At 67.3% G+C, this 12,325-nt stretch carries 11 protein-coding genes and 2 pseudogenes; 5 read left to right on the top strand and 8 right to left on the bottom strand.

Features of this window, described 5'->3' with window-relative positions:
* Positions 1-7 precede the first annotated feature (7 nt).
* Both J8I82_RS06320 and J8I82_RS06315 read right to left on the bottom strand, forming a co-directional pair.
* Positions 8-988, bottom strand: coding sequence for a Bug family tripartite tricarboxylate transporter substrate binding protein (locus J8I82_RS06320; protein WP_209755423.1), 981 nt, complete (start codon positions 986-988; stop codon positions 8-10).
* Positions 989-1,122: 134 nt separating this feature from the next.
* A complete protein-coding gene (locus tag J8I82_RS06315; protein ID WP_209755420.1) occupies positions 1,123-3,102 on the bottom strand; it encodes a PAS domain-containing hybrid sensor histidine kinase/response regulator in 1,980 nt (659 codons plus the stop codon).
* A 241-nt stretch (positions 3,103-3,343) separates the two neighbouring features.
* Between J8I82_RS06315 and J8I82_RS06310 the strand changes: the two genes are divergently transcribed.
* The 3 genes from J8I82_RS06310 to J8I82_RS06300 all read left to right on the top strand — a co-directional run bounded on the left by J8I82_RS06310 (position 3,344) and on the right by J8I82_RS06300 (position 5,399).
* On the top strand, positions 3,344-4,150 hold the full coding sequence (locus tag J8I82_RS06310) for a Crp/Fnr family transcriptional regulator (protein WP_245179472.1): 807 nt from the start codon (positions 3,344-3,346) through the stop codon (positions 4,148-4,150).
* Complete coding sequence (gene flhD, locus J8I82_RS06305) at positions 4,147-4,539, top strand: flagellar transcriptional regulator FlhD (RefSeq protein WP_209755416.1); 393 nt, start codon at positions 4,147-4,149, stop codon at positions 4,537-4,539. The genes J8I82_RS06310 and flhD overlap by 4 nt, the downstream gene beginning before the upstream one ends.
* Positions 4,540-4,607: 68 nt before the next feature.
* A complete protein-coding gene (locus J8I82_RS06300) occupies positions 4,608-5,399 on the top strand; it encodes a hypothetical protein (protein ID WP_209755414.1) in 792 nt (263 codons plus the stop codon).
* A gap of 129 nt (positions 5,400-5,528) precedes the next feature.
* On the opposite strand, the gene gabD is transcribed toward J8I82_RS06300, so the two are convergent.
* Complete coding sequence (gene gabD / locus J8I82_RS06295; protein ID WP_209755412.1) at positions 5,529-6,977, bottom strand: NADP-dependent succinate-semialdehyde dehydrogenase; 1,449 nt, start codon at positions 6,975-6,977, stop codon at positions 5,529-5,531.
* A 251-nt stretch (positions 6,978-7,228) separates the two neighbouring features.
* Between gabD and J8I82_RS39575 the strand changes: the two are divergent.
* Positions 7,229-7,356: pseudogene (locus J8I82_RS39575) on the top strand (glutathione-dependent formaldehyde dehydrogenase); the annotation flags it as partial.
* Positions 7,351-7,581 (top strand): annotated as a pseudogene (locus tag J8I82_RS06285) (glutathione-dependent formaldehyde dehydrogenase); the annotation flags it as partial. The pseudogenes J8I82_RS39575 and J8I82_RS06285, both read left to right, overlap by 6 nt.
* Here the strand turns inward: J8I82_RS06285 and J8I82_RS06280 are convergent.
* The 5 genes from J8I82_RS06280 to J8I82_RS06260 form a co-directional block, all read right to left on the bottom strand.
* Entirely contained in the window at positions 7,578-7,787 is a 210-nt protein-coding gene (locus tag J8I82_RS06280) for a DUF3079 domain-containing protein (protein ID WP_209755410.1), read from the bottom strand. The pseudogene J8I82_RS06285 and the gene J8I82_RS06280 sit on opposite strands and share 4 nt — an antisense overlap.
* A gap of 132 nt (positions 7,788-7,919) precedes the next feature.
* Entirely contained in the window at positions 7,920-8,135 is a 216-nt protein-coding gene (locus J8I82_RS06275) for a hypothetical protein (protein ID WP_209755408.1), read from the bottom strand.
* A 119-nt stretch (positions 8,136-8,254) separates the two neighbouring features.
* A complete protein-coding gene (locus tag J8I82_RS06270; RefSeq protein WP_209755406.1) occupies positions 8,255-9,454 on the bottom strand; it encodes an AI-2E family transporter in 1,200 nt (399 codons plus the stop codon).
* Between the two features lie 328 nt (positions 9,455-9,782).
* Positions 9,783-11,204, bottom strand: coding sequence for an aldehyde dehydrogenase family protein (locus J8I82_RS06265; protein WP_209755404.1), 1,422 nt, complete (start codon positions 11,202-11,204; stop codon positions 9,783-9,785).
* Between the two features lie 46 nt (positions 11,205-11,250).
* Positions 11,251-12,159, bottom strand: coding sequence for a TauD/TfdA dioxygenase family protein (locus J8I82_RS06260; RefSeq protein ID WP_209755402.1), 909 nt, complete (start codon positions 12,157-12,159; stop codon positions 11,251-11,253).
* Positions 12,160-12,325: the final 166 nt, after the last annotated feature.

Here is a 12,325-nt window from a genome sequence, read left to right as displayed (position 1 = left end):
CGGGCGCTTACTGGTCCAGCCGGATATTGGCGGACTTGATCAGGCCGTCCCACTTGTCGTACTGGGCGCGGATATAGCTGCCGAACTGCGCGGGCGTGGCCGGGAACGGCACCGTGCCCTGGCTCGCGAGCCTGGCCGATAACTCCGGCTGCTTCAGCGCGGCAACAATCTCGCCGTTGAGCCGGTCGATGACTGCCTTGGGCGTGCCGGCCGGCGCCGCGACGCCGAACCATGCCGTCAGTTCATAGTTGGGCACGCCCGCTGCGGCCAGTGTGGGCACGCCCGGCAGCTGTTCCGAGGGCTTCTGCGTGGTCACCGCCAGCGCGCGCACGCGGTGGTCGCGGATATACGGCAGCGCGGTGGAAACGCTGTCGAACATCATCGTGATGCGCCCGCCGATCAGGTCGGTCATCGACGCGGCGCTGCCCTTGTACGGAATGTGCGCGATATCGACACCGGCAAGATGGGTGAACAGCTCACCCGCCAGGTGCGACGACGAGCCGTTGCCGAACGAACCATAGGTCAGCTTGCCCGGCTCCTTGCGCGCCAGCGCCAGCAGTTCCTGCACGTTGCGAGCCGGCACCGAGGGATGCACCACCAGCACGTTGGGCAGGTAGGCCACGGATGCGACCGGGGCGAAATCCTTGAGCGGGTCGTAGCCGGGCCTGGCATAGAGGCTCTTGTTGACCGCCAGCGAGCCGAAGGTGCCGAACAGCAGCGTGTAGCCGTCGGCCGGCGCGCGCGCCACGGCGATGGCAGCCAGGTTGCCGCCGGCGCCGGGCCGGTTGTCGATCACCACCGGCTGTTGCAGCCGCGCCGACAGGGCATTGCCGATTTCGCGCGCCAGCAGGTCGGTCGCGCCGCCGGGCGGGAAGGGCACCACCAGCCGGACTGGCTTTTCCGGGTAGTCCGCCAGTGCCGTGCCTGCCGCCGTGGCGGCCAATGCGAACAGCAGCCCGCTGGCTGCACGCCTGATCCAACCCTGCATCGCTGTCTCCTCCATGTGTTTTTTTGCGATGGAAAGGGCCTCAGTGTGTCGCAGTGCGCGGCGGCGCGGGTTTGGCTTTGGCGAAGGTGGCCTTCCGCCGCTTGCACGGAATGCAGTGGGCGTTCGCGGGAAGCTTATTCGGTCCGCTGCAGGCGCGCGATGGTGCCGAACAGCGTCTCAAGCTCCACCGGCTTGACCAGGTGCGCATCGAACCCCGCGCGCTCGCTTTGCTGCCGGTCGGCAGGCTGGCCGAAACCGGTCAGTGCGACATAGCGGGTCTGATCGGTGCCGGCCACGCCGCGCATGGCGCGCACCACCTCGAAGCCGTCCATGCCCGGCATGGCAAGGTCGATCAGCGCGATATGCGGGCGGCAGCGCGGCGCCACGTGCAGCGCTTCGGCGCCGTCGTAGGCAATGGTCACGTCGTGGCCGCACATTTCCAGAAGCATTGCCAGGCTGTCGGCGGCATCGCGGTTGTCGTCGACCAGCAGGATGCGCCGTGCCTGTTGCACGATGTTGGCATGGCCGCCGGCTGCGGCGTGCCCCCGGGGCTGCATCGTGGCGGTCTCCTGCGCCACCGGCAGCGGCAGGCGCAAAGTGAAGGTGCTGCCCATGCCCGGTCCGGCGCTGGCCGCGGCAATGGCGCCGCCATGGAGTTCCACCAGCGCGCGGCACAGCGACAGGCCGATGCCCAGGCCGCCATGTGCATCGGTGCCGGGGCGGCTTTCCTGCACGAACATGTTGAAGATGTCTTCCAGCGATTGCGGCGCGATGCCGCGGCCCTGGTCGATCACCTGTACCAGAAGGGTACGTTTTTGTACGGCGGTGACGATGCTGATGGTGGTCTGCGCCGGCGAGAACTTCGACGCATTCAGGATCAGGTTCTGCATCACCTGCACCAGCCGGATCTTGTCGGCGTGCATCGCGATCGACGCGGCGTGGGTCTGCACCGCGACGTGCTGCGACTTGGCCTCGAGCGATGGCCGTGCTGCCTCGGTGGCGAGCGCAATCACTTCGTTGAACTCAAGCGGCGCGGTGCGCAGCTCGATGCGCCCGGAGTTGATGCGGCCGATGTCGAGCAGGTCGTCGACCAGCCGGCTCAGGTGCGTGACCTGGCGTTCGATCAGGCTCAGGCTCCTGTTGGCGAGCGCCGGGTCGCCGGGTGCCAGCCGCATCGCCGCCAGCGCGCTGTGCACCGGCGCCAGCGGATTGCGCAGCTCGTGCGACAGCGTCGCCAGGAATTCGCTCATGCGCTGGCTGGAGCGCTCCAGCTCCTGGTGACGGCGGCGCTCGCTCATGTCGCGGGTGACCTTGGCAAAGCCTCGCAGCGCGCGCGATTCGTCGTAGACGGCGGTCAGCGTGACATTGGCCCAGAACAGGGAACCGTCCTTGCGCACGCGCCAGCCTTCATCCTCGACGCGGCCGGCGCGCCGGGCCTTGTCCAGCAGCCGCGCGGGCTTGCCGGCGGCAATCTCCTCGGGCGGATAGAACACCGAGAAATGCCGGCCCAGGATCTCGTCGCGGCGGTAGCCCTTGATGTACGAGGCGCCGGAATTCCAGCTGACAATATTGCCTGCGGGATCGAGCATGAAGACCGCGTAGTCCTTCACGCCCTCTACCAGCAGCCGCAGCGTTTCCTCGCTCTGGCGCAGCGCTTCGGCGGTGCGGCGCTGCGCGGTCATGTCGCGCGTCACCTTGCCGAAGCCGATCAGGTTGCCGTCCGGATCCTTGAGAGCCGTGATCACCACATTGGCCCAGAAGCGGCTGCCATCCTTGCGCACGCGCCAGCCTTCGTCCTCGAAGCGCCCGAACTCGGCGGCGGCCTTGAGCTCGGCATCCGGCCAGCGCCGTGCCACGGCGTCGGGCGTGTAGAAGGTCGAGAAGTGCTTGCCCAGGATTTCTTCGCGGGTATAGCCCTTGATGCGCGCCGCGCCCTTGTTCCAGCTCGACACATGCCCGTTCACGTCGAGCGTGAAGATGGCGTAGTCCTGCACGGACTCGACCAGCGTCCGGTAGGGTGCGTCGGGAGCCGCGTCGCTGGGCGGGTCGCCTTGCGATTTGCGAAGTGACGCGTGTGCGGCCGGCACGTCGGCGCCGGCGGGGGCTTTCTTCATGGCGAAGTCTGGGTTCGCTGCTGCCGGCTTGCCGGCGATGTCCGGAAGCGAGCGCCGCCGCGCGGCGCTGCGCATGACATAAGGATACCGCGCCCCGCGCCTGAACAGGCGGCCGCGGTGCCCGAGTGGTCCGAAGCTTCGCGACGTTGATTCGGAAGATACAGATTGTTACGCGGTGCACGATCCATAAAATCGGTCACAGGATTTATACGCCGTCAATCTTTGTCACGAAACGATGCAGTTGCCACCGACCAGAGGCTGGTCCGCGCCGCCCGACACGCTGCCTTGCTGCGACAGTTGCCCCCACGCGCATGGCTGCCACGGGGCCGGCCTGGTACGGCATGCGCATCCCGCGGCCGGTCCGCAGCCGCAGCGCAGCATCCGGCTGCGCAAGGGGCAGCCGCTGTACCTGATCGGCGATCCGGTTACCGCGCTCTATGCGATCCGCGTCGGCACGGTCAAGACCCATGTCACCACCGCAGACGGCCGCACACAGGTGGTTGGCTTCCATTTTCCGGGTGAACTGGTCGGGCTCGACAGCCTCGTGCGCGCTCGCTACGCGTCGTATGCCACGGCGCTGGAAGATACCAAGCTGTGCATGATCGCGGTCGATCTGGACAGTGCCACCACGGCCGCAGCGCCCGCGCTGGCCATCCGGCTGTTCCTGTCGCTCGACTGCCTGTCCCAGCGCGCGCGGGCCATGCAGACCATGCTGGCGCTGATGACCGCCGAGGAGCGGCTGGTGACGTTCCTGCTGTGGATGGCCGACGGTTTCGCGGCGCGTGGCTTTTCATCGTCGGCCTTCATCCTGCGCATGAGCCGCGAAGAAATCGGCAGCTATGTCGGCCTGACGCTGGAGACGGTCAGCCGCCAGTTCTCGCGGCTGGCCGGGATCGGGCTGATCCGTGTACGGCGCCGTTGCGTCGAGTTGCTGGACAAGCCCGCGTTGCGCGCCATCGCACAGCGCCCGGCGATCTCGGCGCGCACCGCTCCGGACAGCGTCGCCGGCTCCGACGGGACCGCCATTGGGACGGTACCCATCCAATGAAGCGCAAACCAGAGCACGCCGACGCCGCGGACGCGAGCGCAGGCACGGCGCCCGGCGCGGCAGACCGCGGCGTTGCCGGAGCTGACATCCTGCGCGAGATACAGCAGCTGAACCTGTCATACCTGATGCTCGCGCAGCGCCTGCTGCGCGAGCACGAAGCCGAGGGGCTGTTCCGGCTTGGCATGGGGCAGGAGCTGGGGCGCGCGCTGGCCGAGCTGGCCCCGGCGCAGATGGTGGCCCTGGCGCGCTCGAACCAGCTGCTGTGCCGCTTCCGGCTGGATGACTGCAAGGTGCTGGCATCGCTGACGGCGGCCGAGGCGCGGCATCCGCTGCGGGGCATGCATGCGGCGATCGTGCTGGCCTCGGAGCCTGCCGGCGGGACGCGCTGATACCAGCCTGGCACGTCCACGCCTTGCCACCGCCCGCACGGGCATAGCAACCAACCATGGAGTTATTGATGACGGGTACTGCCCCGAGCTACGTCGAGACCTGCCTGCAACTGTCCGGCAACCCGGGCCAGCCGGGCGCATTCCTGCCGACCCGCACGGAAATCACCGGCATGCCTCACGTGCACGCGCTGTGCCGCGCGTTGCCGGGCGACGGCATCGCGCAGCGCTGCATCGAAGCCGCGCTTCGCATGCTGGTTCAGGCTGGACACCGGCCGGTGCGCACGGTGGTGTACAGCGGACAGGGCCGGCAGGCGTCGCTGGACTTCTACATCGAGGCCGACGTGGTGGCCTGCTGCGAGCTCGATGGGGCGCTGCAGCGCCAGCTGGCCAGCCTGTGCACCAGCGTGCTGCCACCGGGGCTGGCGTTGTCGGTGCGGCCGCTCGGCACGTATGTGGCCGACGGCCCAGCGGCGGGCGGGCACGGCGCGGCGGAGCGATTGCGCAAATGCGCCGGCGAGCTGCTGTACCGCGGCGGCGAGATGAACCAGCGGCTATCGGCCGTATGTGCCTACCTGGCGGCGCTTCATGATGCGCAAGCCACCGCCGACCGGCTTGGCCATCTTGACCAGAGCCTGTTCGGCCAGGGCCAGGAAGCGCTGTCGTGGCGCCTGCGGCGGCATCGCAGCGTGGAAGGGCGGGCGCTGGCACAGGCGCTCGAAGCGCTGTCGCGGGCCGCCGACTGTGCGCTGCATGAGCTAGGCAAGCCGTACGGCGCCGACCATGCGCGCTACCAGCTGGAGCAGATGCAGCGCTTCCGCGAGCAGATCGAGCGCTTCCGCCTGGCGTGCTCGCCGGAATAGCCCTGGGGCCCCGGCTGCGCGAGCAGCACGGCTGGGGCGCCGGGGGGGCAAGCGCGACTAGCTAACCAGCGCGACCAGCGCGTTGAGCGCGTTCAGGGTGCGCTAGTCGCGCCAGGGGCCGCCACGGGTTCAGATCCCGGCCATGCAGGTGTACTTGATGACCAGGTAATCCTCGATGCCGTAGTGCGAACCCTCGCGGCCGACGCCCGACTGCTTGACGCCGCCGAATGGTGCCACCTCGTTCGAGATCAGCCCGGTATTGACGCCCACCATGCCGTACTCCAGCCGTTCCGACACGCGCCAGACGCGGCCCAGGTCGCGCGCGTAGAAGTAGCTGGCCAGGCCGAACTCGGTATCGTTGGCCATTGCCACGACCTCGTCCTCGGTTTCGAAGCGGAACAGCGGCGCCAGCGGCCCGAAGGTTTCCTCGCGCGCGACCAGCATGCCGGTCGCGACGTCGGCCAGCACCGTTGGCTGGAAGAACGAATGGCCGAGCGCATGGCGCTGGCCGCCATGCAGCACGCGCGCACCCTTGCCGACGGCGTCGGCGATATGTTCCTCTACCTTGGCCACGGCCTTGTCGTCGATCAGCGGCCCGATGCGCACGCCGTCATCCATGCCGTTGCCGACCTTGAGCGCGGCGACCGCCGCCACCAGCTTCTGCGCGAAGGCTTCGTACACGCCCGCCTGCACATAGATGCGGTTGGCGCAAACGCAGGTCTGGCCGGCGTTGCGGTACTTCGACACGATTGCGCCTTCCACCGCGGCATCGAGGTCGGCATCGTCGAACACGATGAAGGGGGCGTTGCCGCCGAGCTCCATCGACACCTTCTTGATGGTCGACGCGGTCTGCGCCATCAGCACGCGGCCCACCTCGGTCGAGCCGGTGAAGGTCAGCTTGCGCACCAGTGGGTTGCTGCTCATTTCGCCGCCGATCGCACTCGCCGAGCCCGTCACCACCGACAGCACGCCGGCCGGAATGCCGGCACGCTCGGCCAGCGCCGCCAGCGCCAGCGCGGTCAGCGGCGTCTGCGACGCGGGCTTGAGCACCATGGTGCAGCCGACCGCCAGCGCAGGGCCGGCCTTGCGCGTGATCATCGCCGCCGGGAAGTTCCACGGTGTAATCGCCGCGCACACGCCGACAGGCTCCTTGGTGACGACGATGCGCTGGTTGGTGGCCGGTGCGGGGATGGTGTCGCCATAGACCCGCTTGCCTTCTTCGGCGAACCATTCGATGAACGAGGCCGCATAGGCGATCTCGCCGCGTGCCTCGGCGATCGGCTTGCCCTGTTCCGCGGTCATGATCCGCGCCAGGTCTTCCTGGTTGGCCAGGATCAGCTCGAACCATTTGCGCAGCAGCGCTGAACGTTCCTTGGCTGTGCGCGTGCGCCAGGCGGGCAGGGCCCGGTTGGCGGCTTCAATGGCCAGGCGCGTTTCATCGGCGCCCAGCTGCGGCACCTGGCCGACGCGCTCGCCGGTGGCGGGATTGGTCACGTCGATGCGGCGCTCGCCATCGATCCAGCGGCCGTCGACATAGCACTGCTGCCGCAGCAGCGAAGAATCCTGAAGGTTCAGCATGATGGTTCCGTGGGGTGGCTGTAGGGCTGTAGAAACTGTAGGGGCAAGGCCGGATAGCCTTGAAGGCGATTGTAATCCCGCCCATGTTGTAGTTCTTGCCGCCGCCGCGTGTAAAACGTCCGGCGCCTGCCGCGCGTGCCCGCAGTGACCGCGGCGGCAATTGCCGCCAGGCGTTGGAACAGAGCTCGCATCGGCCCGCGCCATTGGCGCGTCCGTCGGCTGCGAGCCCGGATCTACGCAAGGATTTCCCGATGAAAGCACTCTGCTGGCTGGCAAGCATGACATCCGCTGCGATACGGTGCCCGATCCCGTGATCGAGCATCCGCGCGACGCCATCGTCAAGGTGTCGAGCTGTGCGATCTGCGGCTCGGACCTGCACAAGATCCCGATGGGCGCGCTGATGAACAAGGGTCTGACCGTCCGCACCGGGTAGACGCACGTCAACCGATGGACAGACGATTTGCTGCGCCGCATCCATCAAGGCGAATTTGATCCCTCATTCGTGATCAGCCACCGCGTCACGCTGGAGGAAGGCCCGGGGATGTACCAGACGTTCCGTGAGAAGCAGGATGGGTGCGTGACGGTGGTGATGTGCGTCGGCTAGGCCGGGGCGCGTCCGCGCGCAGCAGTGTCCGGGGCCTCGATGCCCCAGTCGCCGTGGTCGAGCCAGTCGTCGCCGAGCAGTTCGATGGGATGCTGCGTCCGGCTGGAGCCGTTGCCGCATCCCATGGCGTCGGTCGGGCAGTACTTGTCGCAACCCCAGCAGACGCGCTCGGGATGGCTGGGATGCAAGGGAAATTTCTTGGCCATGGCGTGGTGGGCGGGCGGAAAGGGCCCGCTTGAACAGGATTATCCCGGCACCGATCCAAAGTAGATTTGCCCCAAATCAAGGCAGCCCGAAGGACAACGGCTGACTTGCCGGTTGGGCCACCTCTGCTTTCTTCAGCGCCAGCCATCGGCATCCAGTCTTGTCCACTGGTCCGGCGCCTCGCAGTCGGCCGAGGCCAGCAGCAGGTTTTCGCCGCAATCGCCGCAGCGATACACGAAAGCGTTCTGGCCGCTGGTGGTGCGCAGCGTCGCCGACTTCAGCAGGCTGGCATGGGGCGGGAAATGGCCCGGCCGGTCCAGTTGCGACAGGCAAGGATCGCACAAAGGCATGTTGGTTCCTCCAGCACGAATTCGGCAGCAGGAAAATGCTGTGGCGCAGCATTCGCAGGTTGAGTATAGATGCACGAGTGATGCAGGGTGCCGCGCCGGAGCGTGGGAAAGCGAACTGACTATTCGCCAAGGAACTCCGCCACCACTTCCAGTCCTTCGATGTGGTCGGCCACGACCTTGGCAATGGTGATCAGCGGGATCGCGAGCAACATTCCCCACACGCCCCACAGCCACGTGAACAGCAGCAGCGCCACGAACACCGCGACGGCGTTCATCCTGGCCATGCGCCCGGTCATCCAGGTGGTGACGAGCGAGCCGATCAGCGTGGCGATCAACAGCGAGCCGCCCGCGGCTGCCGCGGCCATGCCCAGCGTGCCGAACTGCATGAACGTCACCATGCCCAGGCACACCGCGATCGCCATGGCGCCAAAGTAGGGCACCAGGTGCAGCGCCCCCGCGGCAATCGACCAGCTGCCGGCGTTATTGACGCCCAGCCATTTCAGCAACATCCAGGTGCAGATGCCCAGCGCCGCATTGGTCACCAGCAGCATGGCCATGTAACGCTGGATCGAGCGGTTGACCTCGTCCAGCATGTGCACGCTGATTTTCTTTTCGGAGATGGTATTGCCGACCATCTTGATGAACTTGCGCTTGAAGGTGTCGCCCGCCAGCAGCAGGAAATACAACAGGAACACCACCACCACCGCCTGGCCGACCATGGTGAAGATGCTCACCGAACCGGCCAGCAGCATGGTGTTGATCTGATCCCCCGAGTGGTCCACCACCACATGCGGCACGCGCGGCGGCGGCGGCTGCCCGGCCCCGCTGAGCACGGTCGCGGCGCGCCGGACCTTCTGCCACATCGAATCGTCGCCGCTCAGCAGCGCGCCGACCGAGCGCGACAGCTTGCTGGCAACTTCGGGCAGGCTGTTGACGATGGACTCCACCTGGCCTTGCAGCAGGTAGGCGCCGCTGAGCAGCGCGCACAGCAATGCCAGCAGCACCACCGTGCCGGCCGCCACGCGCGGCATGCCCAGCCGCTGCAGCGCGGATACCGGCGGGTCGAGCAGGTAGGCGAGCACGATGGCGATCACCACCGGCACGAGGAAATCGCGGGCGAGATGCACGGCGTAGAGCGAGAACAGCACGGCGAGCACGACCAGTGCCGTGCTGGCACGCTGCAGCGCAGCGGAGACCGTGGCAGGCGCGACCGCCACCATCGGGGCGTCGGCCGGCGCTGCCGGACCGGCTACTTCGGCGGGGACAGGCGGATCGGCATGCGGCGTCGGAGAAGGCGTGGGGTCGGGTACAGGCGACATAGCCGGGCGCTTCGGCAAAAAGGGACTGTCTTTGAAAGATAGCTGCCTGGTGGCGCGCGGCTGTCGGACGCCGCCGACTGCTGGTGTCAGACAAGGGCGGCAGGCCGGGGCGTGGAATGCGCGGTATTTGCGGCCAGCCTGGACAGGTGGGGCGGGCACCGCATCCGGCGGGCGCTGTCCGTGCTGGTGAGGGAAGGCCTGGTGAAGCGGCGCGGACAGGACCTGGCGTCCTTGACTCCCAGGCAAAAAGTGACGAGCCCGTCCGCTGCTCACCCGCAGTCGGGCCGGGCTCTTGTGACAGGCTCTCGCGCGCAGGCGATTGCCGCGGTCAGCCGGTAATGGTCTTGGTTTCGAGATACTCGGCAATGCCTTCCGGGCCGAACTCGCGACCGTTGCCCGAGGCCTTGTAGCCGCCGAACGGCACCGAGATGTCCATCGACGCGCCATTGACGCGCACGCTGCCGGCCCGCAGGCGCGCGGCCACCCTGCGGGTGCGCTCGGGATTGGACGACGCGATGTACGCCGCCAGGCCGAACTCCGTATCGTTGGCGATGGCCACGGCATCGGCCTCGGTGTCGTAAGGCAGGATGCACACAACCGGCCCGAAAATCTCCTCGCGTGCAATGGTCATGTCGTTGCGCACGTCGGCGAAGACGGTCGGGCGGGCATAGAAGCCTTGCGCCAGCCCGTCGGGACGGCCCGGACCGCCGGCGGCAACGCGCGCGCCTTCCTCGATACCGATACCGATCAGCCGCTGCACTTTCTCGTACTGCGCGCGGTTCGAGATCGGCCCCATTTTGGTCCGCGCATCGGTGGGGTCGCCGACCGTGACCGCGTTGGCCACCGCGGCGGCAATCTGCACCGCCTGTTCATACTGCGCGCGCGGCACCAGCATGCGTGTCGGGGCGATGCAGGTCTGTCCGGAATTCAGCATCACCTGGGCGACGCCGCTGGTCACGGCGGCCTGCAGGTCGGCGTCATCCAGGATCACCAGCGGCGACTTGCCGCCCAGTTCCTGCGTCACGCGCTTGACCGTCGGCGCGGCGCTGACCGCCACCTCGACGCCGGCGCGGGTCGAGCCGGTGATCGACACCATGTCGACATCGCGGTGCGACGACAGCGCCGTGCCCACCACGCGGCCTTCGCCGAAGACCATGTTGAATACACCCGGCGGCGTGCCGGCGGCATCCATGATCTCGGCAAAGATCTGCGCATCGAGCGGCGCGATTTCCGATGGCTTGAGCACCACGGTACAGCCCGCCGCCAGTGCCGGAGCGACCTTGGCGGCGATCTGGTTCAGCGGCCAGTTCCAGGGCGTGATCAGCGCCGCCACGCCGATGGCTTCGCGCAGCAGATAGCTCTTGCCGCGCTGGCTTTCGAATTCGAACTCGCGCAGCGCCTGCACCGTTGCCTGCAGTTGCGCCAGGCCGATCGCGGCCTGCAGGTTGGTGGCGACGGTGATCGGCGCGCCGATCTCCTGCCGCACCGCCTGCGCCAGGTCGCCCAGGCGCGCCTGGTACGCGGCCATGATGCGCTCGAGCAGGGCGATGCGGTCCTCGCGGGTGGACGCCGACCACGCCGGGAAGGCGGCGCGCGCGGCGGCTACCGCATGGTCAACGTCGGCAGCCGTGCCCATGGCGATCCTGCCCGCCACCGACTCGGTGGCGGGATCGATGAGGTCGGCCTGGGTCGCGCCCGGCGCGGGTTGTACCCACTGGCCGTTGATATAGAACTTGTCGACGAGTTTCATCGGGTTTGCCTCGGAGGCGATCGAAAAATCGATGGGGAAGGGCCGCTCATACCGGACGGTCGCCGATGATGGTGGCGCGGTTCATGTGGCGCACCGCGGGGAAGTAGTCCTGCACCGCGTAGTGCTGCGTCGAGCGGTTGTCCCAAAGGGCGATGGTGTCGGGCTCCCAGCGCAGACGCACCTGGTATTCGGGCGCCGCCGCCTGGCGGTACAGGTATTGCAGCAGATCCAGTTCGGCCGGGCGATAGTCCGAGCCGATGCGGTAGGCCTGTTCCTTGACGAAGTTGGCGAAGTGCGTGGTGAAGGCCTCGTTGACGAAGAGAATTTTCTCGCCGGTCTCCGGATGGGTGCGCACCACCGGGTGCACCATCGGCGGGTACTTGGCGCGCATGTCTTCATACTTCTCCTCGGACAGCGCGGCGCCAAAGGTGGGCATCGCGTCATGGACCGCCTTCAGGTTGGCAATGCGCGCCTTCACGTCCTCGGGCAGCTTTTCATATGCCGCGGCCATGTTGATCCAGATGGTGTCGCCGCCCACTTCAGGGCAGGTAATACAGCGCAGCATCGAGCCCATCGAGGGAATCTCGCGCCAGGACACATCGGAGTGGTACAGGTTCTCGCGCCCGCGTTTTTCGCCGTCGCGGCCGAACACCACCAGTTCCGGATGCTCGGGGTGGTTCGTGAACATCGGATGTACTTCGAGTTCACCGAAGCGGCGCGCGATGGCCACGTGCTGCGCCGGCGTGATCGCCTGCTTGCGGAAGAACAGTACCTTGTGCGCCAGCAGCGCGGCGCGCAGCGCGAGGCAGGTGGCGTCATCCAGGGCTTCACGGAAATCGATGCCCTCGACTTCGGCGCCAATGACAGGCGTGGAGCGCCGCACGGTGAACGGCCAGGAGGCCGGGTCTTGCGCGCGGAACGCTTCCGGGCTGAGGGTCAGGGCGGTGGCTTGCATACGTTGTCTCCTTTGTGGTGGCTATTGCGGATGCAACTCGGTCAGGGAAAGTCGGAGGAGCTGTCATGCGCTGGCGATGCGATACTGCCATTACCTGTTATAACAGGTCAACAGTGTTTGCGACCTGACCTGTCATGATAGGTATAATCCCTGATCCCCCGCATCG

Origin of the sequence: Cupriavidus consociatus (assembly GCF_017814975.1) — a bacterium.
In the GTDB taxonomy this organism is placed as follows: domain Bacteria; phylum Pseudomonadota; class Gammaproteobacteria; order Burkholderiales; family Burkholderiaceae; genus Cupriavidus; species Cupriavidus consociatus.
This window is presented reverse-complemented; position numbering and strand designations above follow the sequence as displayed.

Excerpts from the sequence above, each read along its gene's own strand:
- J8I82_RS06320 (WP_209755423.1), bottom strand. The coding sequence starts at position 988 with ATGCAGGGTTGGATCAGGCGTGCAGCCAGCGGGCTGCTGTTCGCATTG.
- J8I82_RS06315 (WP_209755420.1), bottom strand. The coding sequence starts at position 3,102 with ATGAAGAAAGCCCCCGCCGGCGCCGACGTGCCGGCCGCACACGCGTCA.
- flhD (WP_209755416.1), top strand. The coding sequence starts at position 4,147 with ATGAAGCGCAAACCAGAGCACGCCGACGCCGCGGACGCGAGCGCAGGC.
- J8I82_RS06300 (WP_209755414.1), top strand. The coding sequence starts at position 4,608 with ATGACGGGTACTGCCCCGAGCTACGTCGAGACCTGCCTGCAACTGTCC.
- gabD (WP_209755412.1), bottom strand. The coding sequence starts at position 6,977 with ATGCTGAACCTTCAGGATTCTTCGCTGCTGCGGCAGCAGTGCTATGTC.
- J8I82_RS06280 (WP_209755410.1), bottom strand. The coding sequence starts at position 7,787 with ATGGCCAAGAAATTTCCCTTGCATCCCAGCCATCCCGAGCGCGTCTGC.
- J8I82_RS06275 (WP_209755408.1), bottom strand. The coding sequence starts at position 8,135 with ATGCCTTTGTGCGATCCTTGCCTGTCGCAACTGGACCGGCCGGGCCAT.
- J8I82_RS06270 (WP_209755406.1), bottom strand. The coding sequence starts at position 9,454 with ATGTCGCCTGTACCCGACCCCACGCCTTCTCCGACGCCGCATGCCGAT.
- J8I82_RS06265 (WP_209755404.1), bottom strand. The coding sequence starts at position 11,204 with ATGAAACTCGTCGACAAGTTCTATATCAACGGCCAGTGGGTACAACCC.
- J8I82_RS06260 (WP_209755402.1), bottom strand. The coding sequence starts at position 12,159 with ATGCAAGCCACCGCCCTGACCCTCAGCCCGGAAGCGTTCCGCGCGCAA.